Annotated in this window: 21 protein-coding genes; 14 read left to right on the top strand and 7 right to left on the bottom strand. The window is 61.4% G+C overall.

Features of this window, described 5'->3' with window-relative positions; genetic code table 11:
* Positions 1-19 precede the first annotated feature (19 nt).
* A complete protein-coding gene (locus ACF8MI_RS12030; RefSeq protein WP_060497886.1) occupies positions 20-1,237 on the bottom strand; it encodes an argininosuccinate synthase in 1,218 nt (405 codons plus the stop codon).
* Positions 1,238-1,522: 285 nt separating this feature from the next.
* Positions 1,523-2,449 (bottom strand): OmpA family protein, encoded by a 927-nt coding sequence (locus tag ACF8MI_RS12035; RefSeq protein WP_200929140.1) that lies wholly within the window; start codon positions 2,447-2,449, stop codon positions 1,523-1,525.
* A gap of 130 nt (positions 2,450-2,579) precedes the next feature.
* Here ACF8MI_RS12035 and pyrC point away from each other — a divergent pair, with 130 nt between their 5' ends.
* Positions 2,580-3,626, top strand: a complete 1,047-nt coding sequence (pyrC, locus tag ACF8MI_RS12040; protein WP_016713746.1) for a dihydroorotase — start codon at positions 2,580-2,582, stop codon at positions 3,624-3,626.
* Positions 3,627-3,685: 59 nt separating this feature from the next.
* Positions 3,686-4,297: a ribonuclease T gene (gene rnt, locus ACF8MI_RS12045; RefSeq protein ID WP_225917480.1), complete on the top strand. Its 612-nt coding sequence runs from the start codon at positions 3,686-3,688 to the stop codon at positions 4,295-4,297.
* A 135-nt stretch (positions 4,298-4,432) separates the two neighbouring features.
* Here rnt and ACF8MI_RS12050 read toward each other — a convergent pair whose 3' ends face one another.
* Positions 4,433-5,035 (bottom strand): peroxiredoxin, encoded by a 603-nt coding sequence (locus tag ACF8MI_RS12050; protein WP_003254945.1) that lies wholly within the window; start codon positions 5,033-5,035, stop codon positions 4,433-4,435.
* Between the two features lie 224 nt (positions 5,036-5,259).
* Here ACF8MI_RS12050 and ACF8MI_RS12055 point away from each other — a divergent pair, with 224 nt between their 5' ends.
* Both ACF8MI_RS12055 and bfr read left to right on the top strand, forming a co-directional pair.
* Positions 5,260-5,478 carry a bacterioferritin-associated ferredoxin gene (locus ACF8MI_RS12055; RefSeq protein WP_060497888.1) on the top strand — a complete coding sequence of 73 codons (219 nt, stop codon included), beginning with the start codon at positions 5,260-5,262 and terminating at the stop codon, positions 5,476-5,478.
* Between the two features lie 201 nt (positions 5,479-5,679).
* Positions 5,680-6,153, top strand: a complete 474-nt coding sequence (bfr, locus tag ACF8MI_RS12060) for a bacterioferritin (RefSeq protein ID WP_060497889.1) — start codon at positions 5,680-5,682, stop codon at positions 6,151-6,153.
* A 57-nt stretch (positions 6,154-6,210) separates the two neighbouring features.
* On the opposite strand, the gene grxD is transcribed toward bfr, so the two are convergent.
* Both grxD and ACF8MI_RS12070 read right to left on the bottom strand, forming a co-directional pair.
* The gene (gene grxD, locus ACF8MI_RS12065; protein WP_016713741.1) at positions 6,211-6,546 is read right to left on the bottom strand and encodes a Grx4 family monothiol glutaredoxin; all 336 of its coding nucleotides are present in this window, start codon (positions 6,544-6,546) and stop codon (positions 6,211-6,213) included.
* Between the two features lie 91 nt (positions 6,547-6,637).
* Positions 6,638-8,746 (bottom strand): molybdopterin oxidoreductase family protein, encoded by a 2,109-nt coding sequence (locus ACF8MI_RS12070; protein ID WP_156867755.1) that lies wholly within the window; start codon positions 8,744-8,746, stop codon positions 6,638-6,640.
* Between the two features lie 374 nt (positions 8,747-9,120).
* Here ACF8MI_RS12070 and argF point away from each other — a divergent pair, with 374 nt between their 5' ends.
* Complete coding sequence (gene argF, locus ACF8MI_RS12075; RefSeq protein WP_060497891.1) at positions 9,121-10,041, top strand: ornithine carbamoyltransferase; 921 nt, start codon at positions 9,121-9,123, stop codon at positions 10,039-10,041.
* On the top strand, positions 10,038-11,147 hold the full coding sequence (locus tag ACF8MI_RS12080; RefSeq protein WP_060497892.1) for an ABC transporter ATP-binding protein: 1,110 nt from the start codon (positions 10,038-10,040) through the stop codon (positions 11,145-11,147). Before argF ends, ACF8MI_RS12080 begins: the two co-directional genes overlap by 4 nt.
* Before the next feature lie 38 nt (positions 11,148-11,185).
* Here the strand turns inward: ACF8MI_RS12080 and ybaK are convergent, their stop codons facing one another.
* On the bottom strand, positions 11,186-11,656 hold the full coding sequence (gene ybaK / locus ACF8MI_RS12085; protein WP_016488787.1) for a Cys-tRNA(Pro) deacylase: 471 nt from the start codon (positions 11,654-11,656) through the stop codon (positions 11,186-11,188).
* A gap of 303 nt (positions 11,657-11,959) precedes the next feature.
* On the opposite strand from ybaK, the gene ACF8MI_RS12090 reads away from it, so the two are divergent.
* The 4 genes from ACF8MI_RS12090 to glpD all read left to right on the top strand — a co-directional run bounded on the left by ACF8MI_RS12090 (position 11,960) and on the right by glpD (position 16,931).
* Positions 11,960-12,811 carry an MIP/aquaporin family protein gene (locus ACF8MI_RS12090; protein ID WP_200929139.1) on the top strand — a complete coding sequence of 284 codons (852 nt, stop codon included), beginning with the start codon at positions 11,960-11,962 and terminating at the stop codon, positions 12,809-12,811.
* 51 nt (positions 12,812-12,862) lie between these two features.
* On the top strand, positions 12,863-14,362 hold the full coding sequence (gene glpK / locus ACF8MI_RS12095) for a glycerol kinase GlpK (protein ID WP_060497894.1): 1,500 nt from the start codon (positions 12,863-12,865) through the stop codon (positions 14,360-14,362).
* A gap of 102 nt (positions 14,363-14,464) precedes the next feature.
* Positions 14,465-15,220 (top strand): DNA-binding transcriptional repressor GlpR, encoded by a 756-nt coding sequence (gene glpR, locus ACF8MI_RS12100; protein WP_016713733.1) that lies wholly within the window; start codon positions 14,465-14,467, stop codon positions 15,218-15,220.
* A gap of 172 nt (positions 15,221-15,392) precedes the next feature.
* The gene (gene glpD / locus ACF8MI_RS12105; protein ID WP_060497895.1) at positions 15,393-16,931 is read left to right on the top strand and encodes a glycerol-3-phosphate dehydrogenase; all 1,539 of its coding nucleotides are present in this window, start codon (positions 15,393-15,395) and stop codon (positions 16,929-16,931) included.
* Between the two features lie 34 nt (positions 16,932-16,965).
* Here the strand turns inward: glpD and ACF8MI_RS12110 are convergent, their stop codons facing one another.
* Entirely contained in the window at positions 16,966-21,276 is a 4,311-nt protein-coding gene (locus ACF8MI_RS12110) for an NEL-type E3 ubiquitin ligase domain-containing protein (RefSeq protein WP_392517550.1), read from the bottom strand.
* A 339-nt stretch (positions 21,277-21,615) separates the two neighbouring features.
* Between ACF8MI_RS12110 and ACF8MI_RS12115 the strand changes: the two genes are divergently transcribed.
* From ACF8MI_RS12115 to ACF8MI_RS12130, 4 genes are all read left to right on the top strand, one after another.
* Entirely contained in the window at positions 21,616-22,533 is a 918-nt protein-coding gene (locus ACF8MI_RS12115) for a glutamate/aspartate ABC transporter substrate-binding protein (protein WP_060497897.1), read from the top strand.
* 146 nt (positions 22,534-22,679) lie between these two features.
* Complete coding sequence (locus tag ACF8MI_RS12120; protein ID WP_060497898.1) at positions 22,680-23,426, top strand: amino acid ABC transporter permease; 747 nt, start codon at positions 22,680-22,682, stop codon at positions 23,424-23,426.
* Positions 23,427-24,098 (top strand): amino acid ABC transporter permease, encoded by a 672-nt coding sequence (locus ACF8MI_RS12125; RefSeq protein WP_060497899.1) that lies wholly within the window; start codon positions 23,427-23,429, stop codon positions 24,096-24,098.
* Complete coding sequence (locus ACF8MI_RS12130; RefSeq protein ID WP_003258023.1) at positions 24,095-24,829, top strand: amino acid ABC transporter ATP-binding protein; 735 nt, start codon at positions 24,095-24,097, stop codon at positions 24,827-24,829. Before ACF8MI_RS12125 ends, ACF8MI_RS12130 begins: the two co-directional genes overlap by 4 nt.
* The last annotated feature ends 66 nt before the right edge of the window (positions 24,830-24,895 follow it).

Below are 24,895 nucleotides of genomic sequence, written 5' to 3' on the forward strand. Positions count from 1 at the left end.
TCATTGCACGAGCGCGCAATCAGAGCATCGAACGGCCCTTGTTGGCGGCAATGCGCATGCGCAGTGCGTTCAACTTGATGAAGCCTGCGGCATCGGCCTGGTTGTAGGCGCCGCCATCTTCCTCGAAGGTCGCGATGTTGGCATCGAACAGCGAATCGTCCGACTTGCGGCCAACCACGGTAACGTTGCCCTTGTACAGCTTCAGGCGCACGACGCCGTTCACGTTGACCTGGGAAGCGTCGATCATCTGCTGCAGCATCAGACGCTCAGGGCTCCACCAGTAGCCGGTGTAGATCAGGCTGGCGTACTTCGGCATCAGCTCATCTTTCAGGTGAGCGACTTCGCGGTCCAGGGTGATCGACTCGATGGCACGGTGCGCCTTGAGCATGATGGTGCCGCCAGGGGTCTCGTAGCAGCCACGCGACTTCATGCCGACGTAACGGTTTTCCACGATGTCGAGGCGGCCGATGCCGTTGGCACCACCGATACGGTTCAGGTCGGCCAGGACGGTGGCCGGGGTTTTCTCGACGCCGTCAATGGCAACGATGTCGCCGTTGCGGTAGGTCAGCTCGATGTAGGTCGCCTGGTCCGGGGCGCTCTCAGGCGAGACGCTCCATTTCCACATGTCTTCTTCGTGCTCGGTCCAGGTATCTTCCAGGACACCGCCTTCGTAGGAGATGTGCAGCAGGTTGGCGTCCATCGAGTACGGCGACTTCTTCTTGCCGTGGCGCTCGATCGGGATGCCGTGCTTTTCGGCGTAGTCCATCAGCTTCTCGCGGGACAGCAGGTCCCACTCACGCCACGGGGCGATGACCTTGACGCCAGGCTTGAGGGCATAGGCACCCAGCTCGAAACGAACCTGATCGTTACCTTTGCCGGTGGCGCCGTGGGAAATGGCGTCAGCACCGGTTTCGTTGGCGATTTCGATCAGGCGCTTGGCGATCAGCGGACGGGCGATGGAAGTACCCAGCAGGTACTCGCCTTCGTAGACGGTGTTGGCGCGGAACATCGGGAACACGAAATCACGCACGAACTCTTCGCGCAGGTCGTCGATGTAGATCTCTTTAACGCCCATTGCCTGAGCCTTGGCACGGGCCGGCTCGACCTCTTCGCCCTGACCCAGGTCAGCGGTGAAGGTCACCACTTCGCAGTTGTAGGTATCCTGCAGCCACTTGAGAATCACCGAAGTATCAAGGCCGCCGGAATACGCCAGTACGACCTTTTTTACGTCCGCCATGCCATCACTCCACGGGGTTGTACGGAAAGGGATCGATTCTAACGGCCTTGCAGATAAAATTACAGTGGGGCGACAGCTTCTGACGACAAAGCGACAGGAACTGTCGGAAGGGCGACGGCGCCACTGAGCATGACGCCGAACCTGTGGGAGCGGGCTTGTCGGGGCGCCGAACCGCCGCGAACACCGGCGCAGCCGGTGCCATCTACTGCTTCGCGGGCTTGCCCGCTCCCACAGGGACTGCGCAGGCTCCCAACGTTTGAGGAGGCCGTAAGAAAAGAATGCGGTTTACTTAGCCGCTGGCGCAGGAGCCGTTGGCTCAGGGGCTTTTTCGGCGGGTTTCTCCACCGGCTTCTCAACCACCGCAACCCGGTCCAGTTCGATATTCACTCGCCGGTTGCGCGCCCGGTTGGCAGGGCTGTTGTTTTTCGCCACCGGGTACTGCTCACCATGGAAGCGCACGATGATCTGCTCTTCCTTCAAGCCATGGGCCTTGAAGTAATCAGCCACCGACAATGCCCGACGGCGCGACAGGTCGCGGTTGGTCAGGCGGTTGCCGCTATTGTCCGAATGGCCGTCGAGCTCGATGTGGTTAACCGTCGGGTCGGCTTTCAAGTAGTCAAGGATCAGGTCCAGACGCGCCTTGGCGGCTTCATCCAGTTCAATGCCGCCCCCCGGGAAGCCCACCTGAGTCTGACGCACCTGGTCGTAGTTCATCGCAAGCAGCTTGCCCGCGCAGGCCTGATAGTCGCTGTAAGCCTTGGCAAAGCTGACCGGCAACACCCGCACCTCCATCGGCCTGCCCGCCTCACCGGCATAGTTGCGCACCACCGTGCTGCGCCCGTCGAGCAGGCCATTGATCAGGCGGCTGGCCTGGCCTTGGGAGGAGCTGAACAGCACACCGGTACGGGCCATGCGCACACTGCCCAGGTTGATGTCGCCACGCCCGGGTTGCCATGGGGCCGCGGCCGCCAGCAGGCTGGCGGTGCCTGCACCCAGTACGTTGATGTCCGAGCGCAACTGGAACACCGGCTGCTCACCTGCACGGCGCACGAACTCACCACTGCCGAAACCTTCGATCGGCTGGATCAGGCGGCACTCGAACTGGTCACCCTCGACCTTCCAGGCGATGTTCTCCATGCGCGTCTGGAAAGTCAGTGCACCGGCCGGTAGGCAGGCGAACAGGGTCAACAGGGCTAGGTAACGCTGGCGCACGGGCGGCTCCACAAATTCTGACGGCTTACCTGCAAGCTATCGGACGCTGGCCGGAAAACTTGATAGCCGTGCTCGACCCAGGGTTTTCCGGTAGCATTGGGGCTTGAGTTCGACCCGCCTGGAATCCCCAATGTCCGATCGCCTGACCCTCCTGCGCCCCGACGACTGGCACATCCATCTGCGCGATGGTGCCGTCCTGCCCCACACCGTTGGCGACGTGGCGCGCACCTTCGCCCGTGCCATCATCATGCCAAACCTGGTTCCCCCGGTGCGCAATGCCGCCGAGGCTGGCGCCTACCGTGAGCGCATCCTTGCCGCGCGCCCGGCCGGTAGCCGCTTCGAGCCGCTGATGGTGCTGTACCTCACCGACCGTACCAGCCCCGAGGACGTCCGCGCGGCCAAGGCCAGCGGCATCGTGTACGCTGCCAAACTGTACCCGGCCGGCGCCACCACCAACTCCGACTCGGGCGTAACCAGCATCGACAACATCTTTCCGGCCATCGAGGCACTGGCGGAAGTTGGCATGCCCCTGCTGGTGCATGGCGAAGTGACCCGTAGCGAAATCGACGTGTTCGACCGCGAGAAGCGCTTCATCGACGAGCATATGCGCCGTCTGGTCGAGCGCTTCCCTACGTTGAAAGTGGTGTTCGAACACATCACCACCGGCGATGCCGCGCAGTTCGTCACCGAGGCCCCGGCCAACGTTGGCGCGACCATCACCGCCCAGCACCTGCTGTACAACCGCAACCACATGCTGGTTGGCGGCATTCGCCCGCACTTCTACTGCCTGCCGATCCTCAAGCGCAACACCCACCAGGTGGCGCTGCTGGATGCGGCCACCAGCGGCAACCCGAAGTTCTTCCTCGGCACAGATTCGGCACCTCACGCCCGCCACGCCAAGGAAGCCGCCTGCGGTTGCGCCGGTTGCTACACCGCCTATGCGGCCATCGAAATGTACGCCGAAGCGTTCGAACAACGGAACGCACTGGACAAGCTGGAAGGCTTTGCCAGCCTGCACGGTCCGGCTTTCTATGGCCTGCCTGCAAACACCGACACCATTACCCTGGTCCGCGAAGAGTGGACCGCCCCGGACAGCCTGCCGTTTGGCGAGCAGACGGTAATCCCGCTGCGCGCGGGTGAAAAACTGCGTTGGCGCCTGCTGGAGGACAACGCGTGAGCGAAGACCTCTACGAAGACGACCTGGACTCCCAGGGCAGCAGCGGTTCGCGCCACCCGATGGCCGAGCGCTTCCGTGGCTACCTGCCGGTCGTGGTGGATGTGGAAACCGGTGGTTTCAACAGCGCCACCGATGCCCTGCTGGAAATTGCCGCCGTCACCATCGGCATGGACGAGAAAGGCTTCCTGTTCCCCGAGCACACCTACTTCCACCGGGTGGAGCCGTTCGAGGGTGCCAATATCGAAGCCGCGGCGTTGGAGTTCACTGGTATCAAGCTGGACCACCCGCTGCGCATGGCCGTCAGCGAGGAAAGCGCGCTGACCGACATCTTCCGTGGCGTGCGCAAGGCGCTCAAGGCCAATGGCTGCAAGCGGGCGATCCTGGTCGGCCATAACAGCAGCTTCGACCTGGGCTTCCTCAATGCAGCGGTAGCGCGCAACGACCTGAAGCGTAACCCGTTCCACCCGTTCTCCAGCTTTGACACCGCTACCTTGGCGGGCCTGGCGTATGGGCAGACCGTGCTGGCGCGCGCCTGCCAAAGTGCGGACATCGACTTCGACGGGCGTGAAGCGCACTCGGCGCGATACGACACCGAGAAGACGGCAGAGCTGTTCTGCGGCATCGTCAACCGCTGGAAAGAAATGGGCGGCTGGCGCGACTTCAACGACTAAGCAGCTGCAAGCCACAAGCTTCAAGCAGCAAGAAAGGGCAGACAGCACGCGCTCGTTTTTTCTTGAAGCTTGCAGCTTAAAACTTGAAGCAAAAAAAACCGGCCACCAGGGCCGGTTTTTTCATGCACGCAGCAATTACAGCTTGCCGGCGTTCTCGCTCAGGTAGGCAGCAACGCCTTCTGGCGAAGCGTTCATGCCTTTGTCGCCTTTTTTCCAGTTGGCAGGGCAGACTTCGCCGTGCTCCTCGTGGAACTGCAGGGCGTCAACCAGGCGCAGCAGCTCGTCCATGTTACGGCCCAGTGGCAGGTCGTTGACGATCTGCGAACGGACAACTCCGTTGGTGTCGATCAGGAAGGCGCCACGGAAAGCCACGCCGCCTTCGGACTCGACGTCGTAGGCTTTGCAGATTTCGTGAGTCATGTCGGCAGCCAGGGTGTACTTCACCTGGCCGATGCCGCCGTTGTTGACCGGGGTGTTACGCCAGGCGTTGTGGGTGAAGTGCGAGTCGATCGACACGCCGATCACTTCTACGTTACGGGCCTGGAAGTCCGGGATGCGGTTGTCCAGGGCGATCAGCTCGGACGGGCAGACAAAGGTGAAGTCCAGCGGGTAGAAGAACACCAGGCCGTACTTGCCCTTGATGGCCGAAGCCAGGTTGAAGCTGTCGACGATCTCGCCATTGCCCAGCACGGCCGGAACGGTGAAATCGGGGGCTTTCTTACCAACGAGTACGCTCATTGTAATCTCCTGATGAGGGTGAAAAACCGTTTGCCGGGCCAGACGGGCTTGCCCGACATCCAACAAAGGCCGACCATCATACACGGCTTCTGATGACAGGCCGAATCCATCAGGCAGCCAACCGCCGGTCGCTCAAGCACGGCCCTTCCAGAAAGTCCTTTGACAAGCATTCTCATTAACATTAAGCTCCAACCCATCGACTCAACCCGCGATGGTCAGCCCTTATGTATGTGTGTCTTTGTGTCGGCGTTACCGACGGACAGATCCGCGATGCGATCTATGAAGGATGCTGCAGTTACAAGGAAGTGCGAGCCGCGACCAATGTCGCAAGCCAGTGTGGCAAATGCGCCTGCCTGGCCAAGCAGGTGGTCCGTGAGACCCTGGCAGAGCTTCAGGTGAGCCAGGCAGCCCTGCCCTACCCCGTAGAATTTACCGCAGCCTGAAACCCCAGAATTCAAAGAACCGGACCCTGTGTCCGGTTTTTTTATGCCTGCAATTCAATAAGTTAGCGCCGCAACGCGGTTCACAAACATTCTTATTCCTATTAATTTTCACTTATTATTCAATAACTTAGGTTTGACACTCCTAAGTATCGGGCTCAAACTTCACTGTATTGGCACACTTCTTCAGGGCAGGAACCCGCAATGAAAGGCGACGTAAGCGTCATCCAGCATCTCAACAAGATCCTCGGAAACGAGCTGGTCGCGATCAACCAGTACTTCCTGCACGCACGCATGTACGAAGATTGGGGCCTGAACAAACTCGGCAAGCTCGAGTACAAGGAATCCATCCACGCGATGAAAGACGCTGACAAACTGATCAAGCGTATTCTCTTCCTCGAAGGTATCCCGAACGTTCAGGACCTGGGCAAGCTGATGATCGGCGAGCACACCAAGGAAATGCTCGAGTGTGATCTGAAGCTCGAGAAGAAAGCCTTGGTAGACCTGAAGGCGGCCATTGCGCATTGCGAAACGGCTGGCGACTTCGGCTCGCGTGACATGCTTGAAGATATTCTCGAGTCCGAGGAAGAGCACATCGACTGGCTGGAAACCCAACTGGGTCTGATCGACAAGATCACTATCGAGAATTACCTGCAGTCGCAAATGGGCGAAGAGTAATTCTTCACCGCATAAAAAAACCCGCGATCCGCGGGTTTTTTTATGCTTGCCGGAAAATCAGGCTTCGGACGCCTTGGCCTTGGCAGCCGCTTCCTTGATCAGGGTCTGCAACTCACCCTTCTCGAACATTTCCAGCATGATGTCGCTGCCGCCAACCAGCTCACCGGCTACCCACAGCTGTGGGAAGGTCGGCCAGTTGGCGTACTTTGGCAGGTTGGCGCGGATTTCCGGGTTCTGCAGGATGTCGACGTAGGCGAACTTCTCGCCACAACCCATCACAGCCTGCGATGCCTTGGCCGAGAACCCGCACTGCGGGGCATTCGGCGAGCCTTTCATGTAAAGCAGAATGGTGTTGTTGGCAATCTGCTCTTTGATCGTATCGATGATATCCATCTAGCACCTCAGCTGAACTTTCCGACGCGGTCGTCGGCACGGTGACGCATTGTAACGGAAAGCCGAGCGGCGTGCTCGGCCTTACCATTGCTCATGCGGCCTCTACCTGCACGGGCACGCCATTGAGTGCAGCGTTGCCGGAAACCGCGTCCCGAAAGCGCTCGTCGGTAAGGTCATTGGCACTCACGCCGGGTTGTGCCTGGGCGATCTGCATGTGTACGCCCTGGCGGCCATGGCCGAAGCCATGGGGCAGGCTGACCACACCCGGCATCATGTCTTCGCAGGCCTGCACCTCGATTTCCAGATCACCCGTACGCGAACGGATACGCACCCGCTGGCCGTCCTGCAGGTGCCGCGCTTGCAGGTCTTGCGGGTGCATCAACAACTGATGGCGTGGCTTGCCTTTCACCAGGCGATGGAAGTTGTGCATCCATGAATTGTTGCTGCGCACATGGCGGCGGCCGATCAGCAGCAGTTCACCCGCTACAGGGGGCGCCAGTTGTACGAGGCGACTCAGGTCGTCCAGCAATACCTGAGGTGCAGCTTCAACAGCCTTGCTGACCGTCGCCAGGCGTGCCGCGAGGTTCCTGCGTAAAGGCCCTAGATCAAGGCCGTGCGGGTGCTCATCCAGTGTTGCCAGGGATAACCGCCACGGTGTTGCGTCGCCATAGCGCCCTTTGCGCAAGGCCAGGTCGATCATCTGCGCAGGCGCCACGGTTGGTTTCAATTCAAGCTCGGCGCGCCTGGCGAATGCCCGCGCCAGGCCGACGAAGATTTCCCAGTCGTGCAGCGCCCCTTCCGGCTTGGCCAGGATCGCCCGATTGAAGCGGGTGACGTTGCGCACGGCCAGCAGGTTGAAGGTGCTGTCGTAGTGGTCGTTTTCCAGCGCGCTGGTGGAAGGCAGGATCAGGTCGGCATGCCGGGTGGTTTCGTTGATGTAGAGGTCGAGGCTGAGCATGAACTCAAGCCCCTCCAGCGCTGCATCCAGCTGGCGGCCGTTAGGGGTGGATAGCACGGGGTTGCCGGCCACTGTCACCAGCGCGCGAACCTGCCCTTCGCCTGGTGTCAACATCTCTTCGGCCAGGGCCGCCACGGGCAACTCGCCACCGTACTCGGGCAAGCCCGATACCCGGCTTTGCCAGGCGTTGAAATGGCCACCCGAGGTGGTCGCCACCAGATCGACGGCAGGCTCCGTACACAACGCGCCACCTTCACGATCGAGGTTGCCGGTCACCAGGTTGATCAGTTGCACCAGCCAATGGCAGAGTGTACCGAAGGCTTGGGTAGAGACACCCATGCGCCCATAACACACGGCCTTGCCTGCAGCGGCGAAATCCCGTGCCAGCTGGCGGATGTCCGACGCGGCAATACCACAATGCACGCTCATGGCCTCGGCACTGAGCGGCGCGAGTGCTTCGCGCACTTGTTGCAGGCCGTTGACCGGCAAGTGCGAGCCCTGCGCCAGGCCCTCTTCGAACAGGGTGTTGAGCAAGCCGCACAAAAAGGCCGCATCGCCACCCGGGCGAATGAACAGATGGGTATCGGCCATGGCCGCCGTCTCGCTGCGCCGCGGGTCCACCACTACCAGACGCCCTCCCCGCGCGCGCAAGGCCTTCAGGCGCTTCTCTACATCGGGCACGGTCATGATGCTGCCGTTCGAGGCCAACGGATTGCCGCCGAGAATCAGCATGAAGCGGGTCTGGTCGATATCCGGGATCGGCAGCAGCAGACCATGGCCATACATCAGGTGGCTGACCAGATGATGTGGCAACTGGTCCACCGACGTGGCCGAGAAACGGTTGCGCGTCTTGAGCAAGCCAAGGAAGTAGTTGCTGTGGGTCATCAGGCCATAGTTGTGCACGCTCGGGTTACCCTGGTACACCGCCACGGCATTGCGCCCGTGCGCCTGCTGGATCACCCACAGCTTGTCGGCGGCCAGGGCAAAGGCCTCGTCCCAGCCAATGGCCTCCCAGCGCTGCCCCACCCGCTTGTGCGGCTGGCGCAGGCGGTCGGGGTCGGTCTGGATGTCTTGCAGAGCCACAGCCTTGGGGCAGACATGGCCACGGCTGAAAGGGTCTTCGGGGTCGCCTTTGATTGAGCTGATCAGCGCCCGCCCATCGTCTTCGTGGCTGACTTCGATGTTCAACCCGCAGATCGCTTCGCACAGGTGACAGGCACGGTGGTGCAGGGTCTTAGTCATGGCCGCCTCTGCCTTGTTGTTGTCGAACAGTGACTATGCGCCCGGCCCCTCCCCCGGGCCAGCGCCCTTCGCCGTGTGAATCCACCGACATCAGGCGCACGATTCGCGACAGCCATTTGCCAAATTGCCAGCAAGCCGTGTACAACCCTGTGTAGTAAATAAAAAACAGCACCGGCCCGCGGGTAAAGACACCCTTTGCAACATCCTTTCGAACAGACCGCTGTTTCCCCCCTTGGCTTGAGGCGACATTTACTTATAGTATTGCGCCTTTCCCTATTTCGTCCGCCCCGTGCGGCTTACGCCGCAGGTCACTCCCGTTGTCAAAAAAAACCATACGGTCGACCTGCATACCGTTGCAGATAAGGTAGTCAATCATGAGCGCTAGGCACTTTCTCTCCCTGCTGGACTTCACCACCGACGAATTGCTCGGGGTGATCCGCCGCGGCATCGAGCTGAAGGACCTGCGCAAGCGAGGCGTGCTGTTCGAGCCCCTGAAGAACCGCGTATTGGGCATGATCTTCGAGAAGTCCTCGACCCGCACCCGGGTGTCGTTCGAAGCCGGCATGATCCAGCTCGGCGGCCAGGCCATCTTCCTGTCGCCGCGCGATACCCAGCTGGGCCGTGGCGAGCCGATCGGCGACAGCGCCATCGTGCTGTCGAGCATGGTCGACGTGGTGATGATCCGTACCCACGCACACAGTACCCTGACCGAATTCGCCGCCAAATCGCGCGTACCGGTCATCAACGGCCTGTCCGACGAGTCGCACCCGTGCCAGCTGCTGGCCGACATGCAGACCTTCCTGGAACACCGCGGCTCGATCCAGGGCAAGACCGTGACCTGGATCGGCGATGGCTTCAACATGTGCAACTCTTATATCGAGGCTGCCCGGCAGTTCGATTTCAAGCTGCGTATCGCCTGCCCCGAAGGCTATGAGCCGGATGAACGCTTCATGGCGCTGGGCGGTGACCGCGTGCAGATCATCCGTGACGCCAAGGAAGCCGTACGTGGCGCACACCTTGTGGTCACCGATGTCTGGACTTCCATGGGCCAGGAGGAGGAAACTGCGCGGCGCCTGGCGCATTTCGCGCCTTACCAGGTCACCCGCGAACTGCTCGACCTGGCGGCACCCGATGTCCTCTTCATGCACTGCCTGCCCGCCCACCGTGGCGAGGAAATCAGCCAGGACCTGCTCGACGACCCTCGCTCGGTCGCCTGGGACGAGGCTGAAAACCGCCTGCATGCACAGAAGGCGCTTCTCGAATTCCTTGTAGAACCGGCTTACCACCACGCATGAGTCAACCCCTACTGCTCAACCTGCGCAACCTCGCCTGCGGCTATGGCGACCAGCGCATCGTCCAGAACCTCAACCTGCACCTGAACGCAGGCGATATCGGTTGCCTGCTGGGTTCATCCGGTTGTGGCAAAACCACCACCCTGCGCGCCATTGCCGGCTTCGAGCCGGTGCATGACGGTGAAATCCAGCTGGCCGGCGACGTCATTTCCCGCGCCGGCTTCACCCTGGCCCCGGAAAAGCGCCGCATCGGCATGGTGTTCCAGGACTACGCGCTGTTCCCGCACCTGACCGTGGCGCAGAACATTGCCTTTGGCATCGCCAAGCACCCACGCCAGGCCGCCGTCATCGAAGAGATGCTGGAACTGGTCAAGCTGGGCGGCCTGGGCGGGCGTTACCCGCATGAGCTGTCTGGCGGCCAGCAGCAACGGGTCGCCCTGGCCCGCGCGCTGGCGCCAGAACCGCAGTTGCTGCTGCTCGACGAGCCATTCTCCAACCTTGACGTGGAGTTGCGCCGGCGCCTGAGCCATGAGGTTCGCGATATTCTCAAGAGCCGTGGCACCAGCGCCATCCTGGTGACCCATGACCAGGAAGAAGCCTTTGCCGTCAGCGATCACGTCGGTGTGTTCAAGGAAGGCCGCCTGGAGCAGTGGGACACGCCCTACAACCTTTATCACGAACCGCAGACGCCGTTCGTGGCCAGCTTCATTGGCCAGGGGTACTTCATCCGTGGGCAGATGAGCAGCCACGAGGCCGTCAATACCGAGCTGGGTGAACTGCGCGGCAACCGTGCGTACATCATGGCGCCGGGCAGTTCGGTGGACGTGCTGCTGCGGCCGGACGATATCGTGTATGCGCCGGACAGCCCGCTGAGGGCGGTTATCGTCGGCAAGAGCTTCCTGGGGGCATCGACCTTGTATCGCCTGCAATTGCCGACCGGCAGCCAGCTGGAAGCGATTTTCCCCAGCCATGTCGACCATCAGGTGGGTGGAGATGTGGGGATTGCGGTGAAGGCCGATCACCTGGTGTTGTTCCCGGTGCCGGGCAGTGTGGCGGCGCAATTGCCGCGCCAGGAGAACGGGGTCCGTCGGTACAGTTCGGCGACCTGACTTTAGATACTTGGGGCCGCTTTGCGGCCCCGGAAGTCTCAGCCTCGACCGATCCCGGCAAACTTGCCCTGGGTATGCTCGGCCAACACCGCTGCAGCCAACTCCACTTCCAGCCCACGCCGTCCAGCACTGACATGGATGGTTGCAAAGTTCTGCGCTGAATCATCAATGAACGTCCGCAGACGTTTCTTCTGCCCCAACGGGCTGATCCCGCCGACCAGATAACCTGTGGCACGCTGCGCCGCCGCGGGGTCGGCCATTTCGCACTTCTTTACCCCGGCAGCATGGGCGAGGGCCTTCAGGTCCAAAGTGCCCACCACAGGGACCACCGCCACCAACAATTCACCCTTCTCGCTGCTCGCCAACAAGGTCTTGAACACTTGTTGCGGGTCAAGCCCGAGCTTTTCCGCTGCCTCCAGGCCATACGACGCCGACTTCGGGTCATGCTCATAACTGTGCACGCGGTGCTCGGCACGGTGCTTCTTCAACAGGTCTAGGGCGGGGGTCATGCAGGGGCTCCGGTCTTGGACGGCTCGGCGGCTACTTTAGGACAATTCCCACATCCCAGCCAGCGCACCGCAATTGGGCGCCTCTAGCACGGGGATCCGCAGCTGATTCTAGCGGCCATATCGTGACTGGTCGTTCACTTTCGACCTTTGACATCAGCGTTTCTTGTCTATATTTTTTCGCTTTTGAATAAATGGTGCACTTATAAGGTGCATTTCCTACATCTGCCCGGGGTCAATGGGGATAGACACCGGGCTTTGCTGTCGAGCGCCACGCGCCTCACAACAAAAAAAACGAGGTCATACATGACGACTGCTCTACGCCAACCCACGCTGTCCAGCCAATGCCTGGCCGAGTTCCTCGGCACCGCCCTGTTGATCTTTTTCGGTACCGGCTGCGTTGCCGCCCTCAAGGTCGCCGGCGCCAGCTTCGGCCTATGGGAAATCAGTATCATCTGGGGCGTCGGCGTGAGCATGGCGATCTACCTCACCGCCGGCATTTCCGGCGCGCACCTGAACCCGGCCGTGAGCATCGCCCTCACCCTGTTTGCCGGTTTCGACAAGCGCAAGCTGCCCTTCTACATGCTGGCCCAGGTGTGCGGCGCGTTCTGTGGCGCAGCGCTGGTGTATACCCTGTACAGCAACCTGTTCTTCGATTTCGAACAGGCCCACGCCATGTTGCGCGGTAGCGAAGCCAGCCTGGAGCTGGCCTCGGTGTTCTCCACCTACCCACACCCGTCGCTGTCCACCGGCCAGGCATTTCTGGTGGAAGTGGTGATCACCGCCATCCTGATGGCTGTGATCATGGCCCTGACCGACGACAACAACGGCCTGCCACGCGGCGCCATGGCACCGCTGCTGATCGGCCTGCTGATTGCCGTGATCGGCAGTGCCATGGGCCCCTTGACCGGCTTTGCGATGAACCCGGCCCGCGACTTCGGGCCAAAACTCATGACCTTCCTGGCCGGCTGGGGCGAAATCGCCTTCACTGGCGGGCGGGATATTCCTTATTTCCTGGTTCCGGTGTTCGCACCGATCCTTGGCGCCTGCGTGGGTGGCGCGACCTATCGCAGCCTTATCGCCCGCAACTTGCCAACGGCACCTGCCGCGAACCCTGAGACAAATGACATCCGCCAGGGCGATACTCAAGCCAGTTGATGCCGGCATCACGCCCAGCCCTGACCCCCTATTTTTGCAAGGCCTACGACCATGACAGACACCCAGGATAAGAACTACATCATCGCCCTGGACCAGGGCACCACCAGTTCGCGGGCGATCATTTTCGACCGCGACGCCAATGTGGTGGGTACCTCCCAGCGTGAATTCGCCCAGCATTACCCGCAGGCGGGCTGGGTCGAGCACGACCCGATGGAGATCTTCGCCACGCAAAGCGCGACCATGGTCGAAGCCTTGGCCCAGGCCGGTATCAGCCATGCTCAGGTCGCCGCACTGGGCATCACCAACCAGCGCGAAACCACCGTGGTATGGGACAAGGAAACCGGTCGCCCGGTGTACAACGCCATCGTCTGGCAGTGCCGCCGCAGTACCGAAATCTGTGCCCAGCTCAAGCGTGACGGGCATGAAGACTACATTCGCGAAACAACCGGCCTGGTCACCGATCCCTACTTCTCCGGCACCAAGCTGAAATGGATCCTCGACAACGTCGAAGGCGCGCGTGAACGTGCCGAGCGTGGCGAGCTGCTGTTCGGCACCATCGATACCTGGCTGATCTGGAAGTTCTCCGGCGGCAAGGTACACGTCACCGACTACACCAATGCCTCGCGCACGCTGATGTTCAACATCCACAGCCTGCAGTGGGATGAAAAGCTGCTGGAGATCCTGGGCATCCCGCACCAGATGCTGCCAGAGGTGCGCCCGTCCTCGGAAGTGTACGGCCACACCAAGAGCGGCATCGCCATCGCCGGTATCGCTGGCGACCAGCAGTCGGCACTGTTTGGCCAGATGTGCGTGGAGCCAGGCCAGGCCAAGAACACCTATGGCACCGGCTGCTTCCTGCTGATGAACACCGGCGACAAGGCGGTAACGTCGTCCCATGGCCTGCTCACCACCATCGCCTGCGGCCCGCGTGGCGAGGTGGCCTATGCACTGGAGGGTGCGGTGTTCAACGGTGGTTCCACCGTGCAATGGCTGCGTGACGAACTGAAAATCGTCAACGATGCTTTGGATACCGAGTACTTCGCCAGCAAGGTCAAGGACAGCAACGGCGTCTACCTGGTGCCCGCCTTCACAGGCCTGGGTGCCCCGTACTGGGACCCGTATGCCCGTGGCGCGCTGTTCGGCCTGACCCGTGGCGTGAAGGTGGACCACATCATCCGCGCCGCACTGGAGTCGATCGCCTACCAGACCCGCGACGTGCTGGATGCCATGCAGCAGGACTGCGGCCAGCGCCTGTCCGAGCTGCGTGTGGACGGTGGCGCGGTGGCCAACAACTTCCTCATGCAGTTCCAGGCCGATATCCTTGGCACCTGCGTAGAGCGGCCGAAGATGCGCGAAACCACAGCGCTGGGCGCCGCCTATCTGGCTGGCCTGGCCTGTGGCTTCTGGAGTGGCCTGGACGAGCTGCGAGATAAAGCCATCATCGAGCGCGAATTCAGCCCACAGCTGGATGAAGCGCAGAAAGAGAAGCTGTATGCCGGCTGGAAAAAAGCGGTCGAGCGCACCCGTGACTGGGAAGATCACGAGGCGTAATGCCTATCGGGGCCGCCACGCGGCCCCAATCGTCTACTGGCCGTCATCCGCGTCCTACGGCATCATTGCAGAATTTGTCCGGCAGCCCCAAAGGACCGCCCCATGAATCTGCCCCCCCGCCAACAACAAATCCTCGAACTGGTGCGTGAGCGCGGTTACGTCAGTATCGAAGAAATGGCGCAGCTGTTCGTCGTGACACCGCAAACCATCCGCCGCGATATCAACCAGCTGGCCGAACTCAATTTGCTACGTCGCTACCACGGTGGCGCGGCCTACGACTCGAGCGTGGAAAACACCGCTTACGCCATGCGTGCCGACCAGATGCGCGACGAAAAGCAACGCATCGCCGAAGCCGTAGCCCGGCAGATTCCCGACCATGCGTCGGTGTTCATCAACATTGGCACCACCACCGAATCCATCGCCCGGGCACTGCTCAATCACAACCACCTGAAGGTCATCACCAATAACCTGCATGTGGCTGCAATCCTCGCCGCGAAGGATGACTTCGAAGTGCTGGTGGCCGGTGGCACGGTACGTCGCGATGGCGGGGTGGTCGGCCAGGCCAGTGTCGATTTCATCAACCAGTTCAAGGTCGACTTCGCCCTGGTCGGCATCAGCGGCATCGATGAAGACGGCAGCCTGCTCGACTTCGACTATCAGGAAGTTCGGGTGTCTCAGGCCATCATCGCCAATGCCAGGCAAGTGATCCTTGCCGCCGACTCCAGCAAGTTCGGGCGCAACGCTATGGTGCGTCTGGGCTCGATCAGCCTGGTCGATTGCCTGGTAACCGACCAGGCGCCGACGACCACCCTCACCCAGTTGCTCAACCAGTACAAGATCCGCCTCGAGGTGGTGTGAACCGCATGCGGGCTGCCAAGCAACCCGCCATTTTCGTAAATGTTCACTTTATTGTCATGATCAGTTTTTTCTATAAAGACTGACTGGCGACCGGCTTTCTGTTGCGCTAATATTTTCGGAAACGAACATCAATGTTCATATTCGATGTGAACAGCCCCAGGAGGCCTTGCCCGTGTCCCAGCCCGTTTCGTCCCAGCCCCCACTCGCCGACTGCTATGACCTCGCCGTGATTGGCGGTGGCATCAATGGCGTGGGCATCGCTGCCGACGCCGCTGGTCGTGGCCTGAAGGTATTCCTTTGCGAAAAGGACGACCTGGCCCAGCACACCTCGTCGGCCAGCAGCAAGCTGATCCACGGTGGCCTGCGCTACCTGGAGCATTACGAGTTCCGCCTGGTTCGCGAAGCATTGGCCGAGCGTGAAGTGCTGCTGGCCAAGGCCCCGCACATCGTCAAGCCCATGCGTTTCGTGCTGCCGCACCGCCCGCACCTGCGCCCGGCCTGGATGATCCGCGCCGGCCTGTTCCTGTATGACCACCTGGGCAAGCGCAAGCGCCTGGGCGCCTCGCGCAGCCTGCACTTTGGCCCGGGTTACCCGCTTAAGCCTGCGATCACCCGCGGTTTCGAATACGCCGACTGCGCCGTTGACGACGCCCGCCTGGTAGTGCTCAACGCCATGGCCGCTCGCGAGACCGGTGCGCACATCCACACTCAAACCCGTTGCCTGCGCGCCGAGCGTGTAGACGGCCTGTGGCAGGTTGAACTGCAGCATGCCGACGGCAGCCAACAGAGCATTCGCGCCCGTGCGCTGGTCAACGCAGCCGGCCCTTGGGTCGCCACTTTCATCAAGGATGATCTCAAGCTCGACGCGCCGTATGGCATTCGCCTGATCCAGGGCAGCCACCTGATCGTGCCGCGCCTGTACGAAGGCGAACATGCCTACATCCTGCAGAACGAAGACCAGCGCATCGTCTTCTGCATTCCGTACCTGGAGCGTTTCACCCTGATCGGTACCACCGACCGCGAATACAGCGGCGACCCAGCCAACGTAGCGATCACCGAAGGCGAAACCGATTACTTGCTCAAGGTGGTCAACGAACATTTCAATCATCAGCTCAGCCGTAGCGATATCCTGCACACCTATTCCGGCGTGCGCCCGCTGTGCAACGACGAATCAGACAACCCTTCTGCGGTCACCCGCGATTACACCCTGGCATTGTCTGCCGAGGAAGGCCAGGCGCCACTGCTGTCGGTGTTCGGCGGCAAGTTGACCACCTACCGCAAGCTGGCCGAGTCGGCGATGGGCGAACTCCAACCGTTCTTCACCCAGATGCGTGGCAGCTGGACCGCCAGCGCGCCATTGCCCGGCGGCGAAAACATGACCAGTGCGCAGGCATTGGTCGATAACGTACTGGCCAGCCATGGCTGGTTGCCGGTTGATATCGCCAAGCGCTGGGCCGTGACGTATGGCAGCCGGGTATGGCGCCTACTGGAAGGTGTGAACGGCCCCGAGGACCTCGGCCAATCGATCGGCGGTGGCCTGTTCGGCCGCGAAGTGGACTACCTCTGCCGTGAAGAGTGGGCCACCAGCGCCGACGATATCCTCTGGCGCCGCACCAAGCTCGGCCTGTTCACCAGCCCCGCCGAACAGCAGGTGCTGCGCGACTACCTGCAGAAAGCCCAAGCCGATCGCGCCCAAAACCGCGCTGCCTGAAAGAGGCCCCGGCAGGCAAAGCCGGGGCTTCCCTTTACGCGTTCAAGCGTTCGTACACTTCTCTGGCGAGGGTTGTGAATACCCTGCGTTCGGCCAGCTCGTATTCGTGCATCAGGCCGTTGCTGCGCTTCACATAGGTCCATTCGTCGATATGCCCGGCCTCCAGGTCCGCCTCGTTCTGCTCATGTAGCAACTGCACCGGCTGCAACTGAGCCTCGAGCCGCTCGGGGTAGCGCTCGCGGACATGGGCCTCCCAGAACGGGCGCTGGGAAAGCGCGGCAATCTCGCTGGCGGGATTTTGCGCAGCCAGCACGTCACTTCTGGCTCGGAGCAAGTCGCTGGTGGTGACGTTGGCATAGCTCTCGTAATGCATTTCGTCGGCTTCGATGGGCAGGTCAAGCATGGTCCTGAGCTTGAGCCGGTAGTACAGCCGCACTTCGACTTCATCCACCAGTGCCTCGCCGCTGCGGTGCATGCGCTCGATGTGTCGCGTGGCTATCCGGTCCACCTCGTCGAGCCGGAACAGTGACTGCGCCAGGCGCAGCAGCTTGCCCTCGACGTGGGCCGGGGGAACGTTTGCCGTCGCCCGTTCCACCAGCACGGCCAGCTCCAACTGTTCTAACACCAGCAGCAGCCGGTCTTCGCAGGTCCGTTGCCCAGAGGCCTCCTGGAACACCCGCAGCCGCAGCTGCTCGTGCTGCTCGCAGGCATCCAGGATATGCCAGATACGCTTCCTGAAGTGCCCAGGGTGCGACTGGAAGTCCTCTGAGGAGGCAAAGTCCGACAGAAAACGCATCAGCCCCGCCGCTTCGGTTTCCTGACGCAACGTATTCCAACTCTGTTTTCGGCGGGTGTAGAGGTCGTCCAACGTGGTGCCCAGCCATTGATCACGCACCGCGTCGTCCAGCGGGTGATGACGATAGGCAATACTGCCACGCGCGCCGGCTTGCGCCATTTCAGCGGCATCATCAAGGCGCTGCTCACCGGCACTGTCGAGCGGATTGTCATGCAAGGCCAGTTGGTCCACGCGCGCTCGCAAGACCTCAAGGTCCTGGCGTACCGTCTGTATCTGGTTGTCGCGCAGGTCGACCAGCGCGCGCCAGGTGACCCTCTCAGGGATCGTCGCCAACCCCGTGGAGCGTAGCCGCACATCACGCAAGTTACGCAACTCCATCAGCTCAGGCGCACGGCCCAATGGGTTGTGGCAAAGGTCCAGCACCTGCAGCCGCGTCAACGCGCGCAGCCGCTGTTCGCCAACGCTGTTCAACACAATGCTGTTGCGCGAAAGGTGCAACTGCCTGAGCTGCTCCAGGCGTTCTACGCCAGCAGGCACCTGCACGAGGCGGTTATCGCTGAGGTTCAGCTCGACCAGGTTGGGAAAACGCTCGAGAAACGCTTCATCAAGCGCAGCAAGCTCCATGCTTCTCAACACCAGGCGCCTGATGTGGGAAAAACTCACACCCGCCGGCAGCTGCGGCAGGCTGCCTACTCGCTCACCATCGAGTATCAGTACGTACTCACCGCCATCGTTGCTGATCTTGCGCCGCCAACTGCGCCGAATGTGGGTGGCCACCCGGCGCCGTTGCAGGACTTCCAGCGGAGTACCGCCTGCTCGCTGCCAGGCGTTCAAGTTTTGTCGCAATGCCGCCAGCTGTTCCTGCAGGCCACGGTAATGCGCCCACAGCCCCTCACGGCGGGTGATGACCTCCAGCACATAGGCCTGCAGCTGTTCGTCACTGAGGGTTGGGAAGATCTGATGAATACCCCGCCTCATTGCACGCCGGCTGCTATCGCCTCGCCCGCTCAGCGGATAGCCGATTCGGCCATCGGCAATACGCCTGGGTGGGCGGATACCCAGGCCGACCGGTGCCAGGCCGAGCAACCTGGCAACCTGGTCGCGATCACTGGCAGCCGCTTGGATAAGGTTGTCACGCAACCTGGTCGTGGTAAACGGCGCACCACTGCCCAGGAGGGTTTTCTGCTGCGGGTCCAGGCATGACGCCAGCACATCGAGCAAAGGCAGAATTTCTGCCTCACTGCCAGCGAGGGCATAACCTTCAGCCTGGCGTACGATGCGCTTGACCCGGGGCGCCTGCTCGCTGCCTTGCGCAACCAGCACACGCCCCTGCGCACTTTGCGCGCGCAACTCGATTCGCACCTCTGGCGACCAGGGCGCCCGCAGGTCGATCAGGCCCAACGCCAACCGTGCGCTGTCCTCGCTCGCCCACTGCGGCAGCAGCAGGCCAGTACAGGCCTTGTCCAGGCGGCTGTCACGCAACCACCAGCGCGCCCGCTCCGCCAGCGCCAGCGGTACGCGCCGCGAGCGCTTGAGCTGGTCAATCTGGGTGCCGCTGGCCTCACTGAAAATCTCCCTGGCGCCCCGCACGGACAACCCCGGAAAGTCTCGAATCAGCAACTGTTCATCGCTGGTCAACGCTGGCTGACGCTCGTTGAAACGCGCCTCCAGCGCTTCACCACGTAGCGGCGCCAGTTCAGTTGCCAGCTGATAACGCTCCATCACATCGAGCATCCGCGCCGGCACAGGAGCGTTTTCCAGGTGCAGGCCGCGCAAGTGCGACTCATCAAAACCAGTGATCTGCGCCAAGTGCGTGGCAGTGGCATCGGATAGCCCGGCCAGGCGACTGCTCAGACGCCGCATCAGATAGCCCACACCTTGCCACTCCTGGGGGCTTTCCAGGGCGTGGCGCCAACCATCGCTGGGGGTGCGCTCGATCCTGGGTGCGTAAGCCTCGCTGCGGATGGGGTGACGAATGAACGAGGAGCCGCTGCCAGGCTCTCTCTCGACACGATAGAGCCCGCCGCCCTCGGGAAGCTGCCAAAAGTCGCTGCCCAGTAGTGGCTGCTGCACGGCATCCATCGCATAGCCTGGGAGCTCTGACGAGCAGAGCTTCAATTGTCCGGCACTGTCGACCACTGGCCGCAGCTCGTCGACGAATGGCACTCGCTGCAGCGCCCGCATGCCGGCCGCCCCCCCCCCGCTGATCAATAAGCCAGCGGCCACATTTTCTGCCACGCCAAACAGGTGCTCCAGCGCCCCCTTGCGATCACCCAGGCGCCAGTCCTCGTAACCCTCGTATACCTCGGTAGCGATCTGCGCCGCGAACACCACGGTCATGACTTCGCCTAGCAGCGGCACGAACATCCCGGCAACGCCCAACACATCGAAGGCCAGTGACTCATAGCCCTGCAGGCGTGCTTGCCGGTCCGCCTGGTCTTCATCCCCGGTTGGCCTTGCAAGCATGCGGGCATCATCAAACAGCTTGCTGAGCTGCAAACCACGCAGATGGGCGAACAGGCCACCATCAATGGCCAGGTTGCGCCCATCAAGGTTCGCCGCACCGCCCACAGGTCGAGAGTGCAGGCGCTCATTCAGGGCCTGGAAGAACGACAGCCGATCACGCTCCAGAATAAACCGGGCAAAAAATGCCCTCGGCCCAGCTTCGTTCAACCACTGTGCCACCCAGTCGTAAAACGCCTGCCAGGAGGCGTGCATGCGCACCGGTTGTTGCGCCATCCCAGGCACGTAGGCAATCACCTCAGCTGGGTTGTCGCCATGTTGCACTTCGAACGTGAACACGCCGTGGATACACTTACCCAGCAGATACAACTGGCGAGCGACCACAGCATCGGCCACAGGCGGGACAATAGGGACCGATGCCATCAACGGGAGCAACTGCAGGTAGTGACGCTCGCTCAGTTCACCTTTCAATGTCGCCAGACGTACCGCTACCTCCAACTGTGCCCGCAGGCTTTCTTCGATAAGCCCGCGTACGACGGGCGAGCCTTTGCCCTGCGCATCACCTGTGCCGAGCTGCCGTTGCAGCAACGTCTGGTATTGCCCGCCCACATCCAAGGCCCGGCAACGCCCCGCAAAGGCCTCGATACCGAGCCCCAGCACGGTGCCATGGGCATCCGTGAGCACCCCTTTGCGACCGGCCAATGGCCTGGTCTCGGATACGTGATAATTGTGCAGCGCCGCCGCCAGCAGGCTTTGCCTCGTCACACGCGTCCCCTTGGGCCGGTAGAGTTTCTCTGCGACCGAGGGGTAATACACCTGTTCGGTGATCGTCACAGTGCTGTTGCGCACATCAGTATCGGCCACCCTTGCTTCGCGCAGGGCGGCCAGTAGCAGACGCTCGGCGAAAACATCTAGCCTGGGGATCGCGGCCAGTAGCTCGCCCAACTGCTGGTTGACCTGCTCCTGCCTGGCCAGGGCGCGCTGCAGGGCACGGACCTGGTCTGGCCGAGCGACGCGTAACCAGCCCGGTAAACGTTCGGCGATCAGCCAGTCGATGGAGTCGTCTGGGGTATGGCGGGTGGGCATGTCTGAATCTCCTGATGACAGCACATCAGGACATCACGACCATGACACCAACACGCGGCACCTATGTACCACGAGACGACGGGCGAACTCCGCAACTCGTTCGGATTTACGAATGAACATTTGTCACTCATTCGGAAAGCCGTACGCAAAACCATCTGACAATAATGTCAGAAAAGCTTAATCCCCAGGTTTTTCGCGGCGTTATGATCAAACACAGAGCTTGGCACGACTCATGCTCTACACTTGGTAGCCGAATGCACTCGCTTCTTGCTGTATTCGTTGAACGAAAGAGTCCGCCAACGGCTCCATAAAAAAAACAAACACGTCGAGGAAAATTTGATGCGTATCGTTCGTCAATTGCTGGGCGCCGCCATCGCGGCCGCTGTAATCGCTTCGCCGGCCATGGCCGAAGAACTGACTGGCACCCTGAAGAAGATCAAGGATTCGGGCACCATCACCCTGGGCCACCGCGACTCCTCCATCCCGTTTTCCTATCTGGCCGGCAAACCCGAGCCCGTGGGCTACTCGCATGACATCCAGCTGGCTGTCGTCGACGCCCTGAAGAAGCAACTGGGTACTGACATCAAGGTCAAATACAACCTGGTCACCTCGCAAACCCGCATCCCGCTGGTGCAGAACGGCACCGTCGACCTGGAGTGCGGCTCCACCACCAACAACGTCGAACGCCAGCAGCAAGTCGGCTTCTCGGTCGGCATCTTCGAAGTCGGTACCCGCCTGTTGACCAAGGTCAAGGACGGTGCGCCTGCATACAAAGATTTCCCGGACCTGGCCGGCAAGAACGTGGTAACCACCGCGGGCACCACGTCCGAACGCATCCTCAAGGCGATGAACGCCGACAAGCAGATGAAGATGAACGTGATTTCCGCCAAGGACCACGGTGAAGCCTTTAACATGCTCGAAAGCGGCCGCGCCGTGGCATTCATGATGGACGACGCCCTGCTCGCCGGCGAAATGGCCAAAGCCCGCAAACCGTCGGACTGGGTCATCACCGGCACCCCGCAGTCGTACGAAATCTACGGCTGCATGGTGCGTAAGGATGACGCAGCCTTCAAGAAAGCGGTCGATGACGCCATTGTCGGTTACTTCAAGTCAGGCGAAGTCAACAAGAGCTACGACAAGTGGTTCCAGCAGCCGATCCCGCCAAAGGGCCTGAACCTGCAGTTCCCGATGAGCGACGAGCTGAAGAAACTGATCGCCGAGCCGACCGACAAGGCGGCGGACGAGAAGAAGTCCTGATCCTCAGCGTTTAATGGCCTGGTGCGCATCCGCGCACGATTGAACCCACAGGCCACGCATTAGTGTCTACCCTTTCATCCGAGGGCGCCCAGCGCCCCCGGATGCTCGAAGGTGCCCGTGAAACAACCGTCTGAGGGGAAATCCCGATGAATTACAACTGGGACTGGGGCGTGTTCTTCAAGTCCACCGGCGTGGGCAGCGAAACTTATCTGGACTGGTACGTCACCGGTCTGGGCTGGACCATCGCCATCGCCATTTCCGCCTGGATCATCGCCTTGCTGCTGGGCTCGGTCCTCGGTGTGATGCGTACCGTGCCGAACCGCCTGGTGTCCAGCATCGCGACCGCTTATGTGGAGCTGTTCCGCAACGTGCCGCTGCTGGTGCAGCTGTTCATCTGGTACTTCCTGGTACCGGACCTGCTGCCCGAAGGCCTGCAGGAATGGTTCAAGCAAGACCTCAACCCCACGACCTCGGCACTGATCAGCGTGGTCATCTGCCTGGGCCTGTTCACCGCCGCCCGCGTGTGTGAACAGGTACGTACCGGTATCCAGGCGCTGCCCCGCGGCCAGGAAGCCGCTGCCCGTGCCATGGGCTTCAGCCTGCCGCAGATCTACACCAACGTGCTGCTGCCGCAAGCCTACCGGATCATCATTCCACCGCTCACCTCAGAATTCCTGAACGTGTTCAAGAACTCCTCTGTGGCTTCGCTGATCGGCCTGATGGAGCTGCTGGCACAAACCAAGCAAACCGCCGAGTTCTCGGCCAACCTGTTCGAGGCCTTTACCCTGGCCACGCTGATCTACTTCACCCTGAACATGGGCCTGATGCTGCTGATGCGCATGGTCGAGAAGAAAGTCTCGGTGCCTGGCCTGATTTCCGTAGGGGGCAAATAAATGGACATGGATTTCAGCGAAATCATCCCGGCCCTGCCGGCCCTGTGGGACGGCATGGTCATGACCCTGCAGTTGATGGTCATGGGCGTAGTCGGCGGCATCGTGCTGGGCACCATTCTGGCGCTGATGCGCCTGTCGTCGAACAAACTGCTGTCGAACGTGGCCGGTGCCTACGTCAACTACTTCCGCTCCATCCCGCTGCTGCTGGTGATCACCTGGTTCTACCTGGCGGTGCCGTTCGTGCTGCGCTGGATCACCGGCGAGGACACCCCCGTGGGTGCCTTCACCTCGTGTGTGGTGGCCTTCATGATGTTCGAGGCGGCCTACTTCTGCGAAATCGTCCGCGCCGGCGTGCAGTCGATTTCCAAGGGCCAGATGGGCGCCGCCCAGGCCCTGGGCATGACCTACGGCCAGACCATGCGCCTGATCATCCTGCCCCAGGCCTTCCGCAAGATGACCCCGCTGCTGCTGCAGCAGAGCATCATCCTGTTCCAAGACACCTCGCTGGTATACACCGTGGGCCTGGTGGACTTCCTCAACTCGGCACGCTCCAACGGCGACATCATCGGGCGCTCCCATGAGTTCCTGATCTTCGCCGGTGTCGTGTACTTCCTCATCAGCTTCTCCGCTTCGTGGCTGGTCAAGCGCCTGCAAAAAAGGATCACCGTATGATTTCCATCAAGAACGTCAACAAGTGGTACGGGGACTTCCAGGTACTGACCGACTGCAGCACCGAGGTCAAGAAGGGTGAAGTGGTCGTGGTGTGTGGCCCGTCGGGTTCGGGCAAGTCCACCCTGATCAAGTGCGTGAACGCCCTGGAACCCTTCCAGAAAGGTGACATCGTGGTCGATGGCACCTCGATTGCCGACCCGAAGACCAACCTGCCCAAGCTGCGCTCCCGGGTTGGCATGGTGTTCCAGCACTTCGAGCTGTTCCCGCACCTGTCCATCACCGAGAACCTGACCATTGCCCAGCGCAAGGTGCTCGGCCGCAGCGAAGCCGAAGCGACCAAGAAGGGCCTGGCCCTGCTCGACCGCGTCGGCCTCGGTGCCCACGCCAAGAAGCACCCCGGCCAGCTGTCCGGTGGCCAGCAGCAGCGTGTGGCCATAGCCCGCGCCCTGTCGATGGACCCGATCGTCATGCTGTTCGACGAACCGACCTCGGCGCTGGACCCGGAAATGGTCAACGAAGTACTGGACGTCATGGTCGAACTGGCCCACGAAGGCATGACCATGATGTGCGTGACCCACGAAATGGGCTTCGCCCGCAAAGTGGCCAACCGCGTCATCTTCATGGACAAGGGCAACATCATCGAGGACTGCCAGAAGGAAGACTTCTTCGGCAACCCGTCGGCCCGCCACGAGCGTACCCAGCACTTCCTCAGCAAGATCCTGCAACACTGATTTTGCTTCACTGAACCGGTCGGCGCCGCTGCCCTTTCGGGCAGTTGGCGCTGGTCGTGACAAGGC

The organism is Pseudomonas sp. yb_9, from assembly GCF_043103635.1.
GTDB lineage: Bacteria > Pseudomonadota > Gammaproteobacteria > Pseudomonadales > Pseudomonadaceae > Aquipseudomonas > Aquipseudomonas monteilii.

What these genes read in the sequence shown, in the direction of transcription:
- ACF8MI_RS12030 (WP_060497886.1), bottom strand. Translation starts at nt 1,237, where the DNA reads ATGGCGGACGTAAAAAAGGTCGTACTGGCGTATTCCGGCGGCCTTGAT.
- pyrC (WP_016713746.1), top strand. Translation starts at nt 2,580, where the DNA reads ATGTCCGATCGCCTGACCCTCCTGCGCCCCGACGACTGGCACATCCAT.
- rnt (WP_225917480.1), top strand. Translation starts at nt 3,686, where the DNA reads ATGGCCGAGCGCTTCCGTGGCTACCTGCCGGTCGTGGTGGATGTGGAA.
- ACF8MI_RS12050 (WP_003254945.1), bottom strand. Translation starts at nt 5,035, where the DNA reads ATGAGCGTACTCGTTGGTAAGAAAGCCCCCGATTTCACCGTTCCGGCC.
- ACF8MI_RS12055 (WP_060497888.1), top strand. Translation starts at nt 5,260, where the DNA reads ATGTATGTGTGTCTTTGTGTCGGCGTTACCGACGGACAGATCCGCGAT.
- bfr (WP_060497889.1), top strand. Translation starts at nt 5,680, where the DNA reads ATGAAAGGCGACGTAAGCGTCATCCAGCATCTCAACAAGATCCTCGGA.
- grxD (WP_016713741.1), bottom strand. Translation starts at nt 6,546, where the DNA reads ATGGATATCATCGATACGATCAAAGAGCAGATTGCCAACAACACCATT.
- ACF8MI_RS12070 (WP_156867755.1), bottom strand. Translation starts at nt 8,746, where the DNA reads ATGACTAAGACCCTGCACCACCGTGCCTGTCACCTGTGCGAAGCGATC.
- argF (WP_060497891.1), top strand. Translation starts at nt 9,121, where the DNA reads ATGAGCGCTAGGCACTTTCTCTCCCTGCTGGACTTCACCACCGACGAA.
- ACF8MI_RS12080 (WP_060497892.1), top strand. Translation starts at nt 10,038, where the DNA reads ATGAGTCAACCCCTACTGCTCAACCTGCGCAACCTCGCCTGCGGCTAT.
- ybaK (WP_016488787.1), bottom strand. Translation starts at nt 11,656, where the DNA reads ATGACCCCCGCCCTAGACCTGTTGAAGAAGCACCGTGCCGAGCACCGC.
- ACF8MI_RS12090 (WP_200929139.1), top strand. Translation starts at nt 11,960, where the DNA reads ATGACGACTGCTCTACGCCAACCCACGCTGTCCAGCCAATGCCTGGCC.
- glpK (WP_060497894.1), top strand. Translation starts at nt 12,863, where the DNA reads ATGACAGACACCCAGGATAAGAACTACATCATCGCCCTGGACCAGGGC.
- glpR (WP_016713733.1), top strand. Translation starts at nt 14,465, where the DNA reads ATGAATCTGCCCCCCCGCCAACAACAAATCCTCGAACTGGTGCGTGAG.
- ACF8MI_RS12110 (WP_392517550.1), bottom strand. Translation starts at nt 21,276, where the DNA reads ATGCCCACCCGCCATACCCCAGACGACTCCATCGACTGGCTGATCGCC.
- ACF8MI_RS12115 (WP_060497897.1), top strand. Translation starts at nt 21,616, where the DNA reads ATGCGTATCGTTCGTCAATTGCTGGGCGCCGCCATCGCGGCCGCTGTA.
- ACF8MI_RS12120 (WP_060497898.1), top strand. Translation starts at nt 22,680, where the DNA reads ATGAATTACAACTGGGACTGGGGCGTGTTCTTCAAGTCCACCGGCGTG.
- ACF8MI_RS12125 (WP_060497899.1), top strand. Translation starts at nt 23,427, where the DNA reads ATGGACATGGATTTCAGCGAAATCATCCCGGCCCTGCCGGCCCTGTGG.
- ACF8MI_RS12130 (WP_003258023.1), top strand. Translation starts at nt 24,095, where the DNA reads ATGATTTCCATCAAGAACGTCAACAAGTGGTACGGGGACTTCCAGGTA.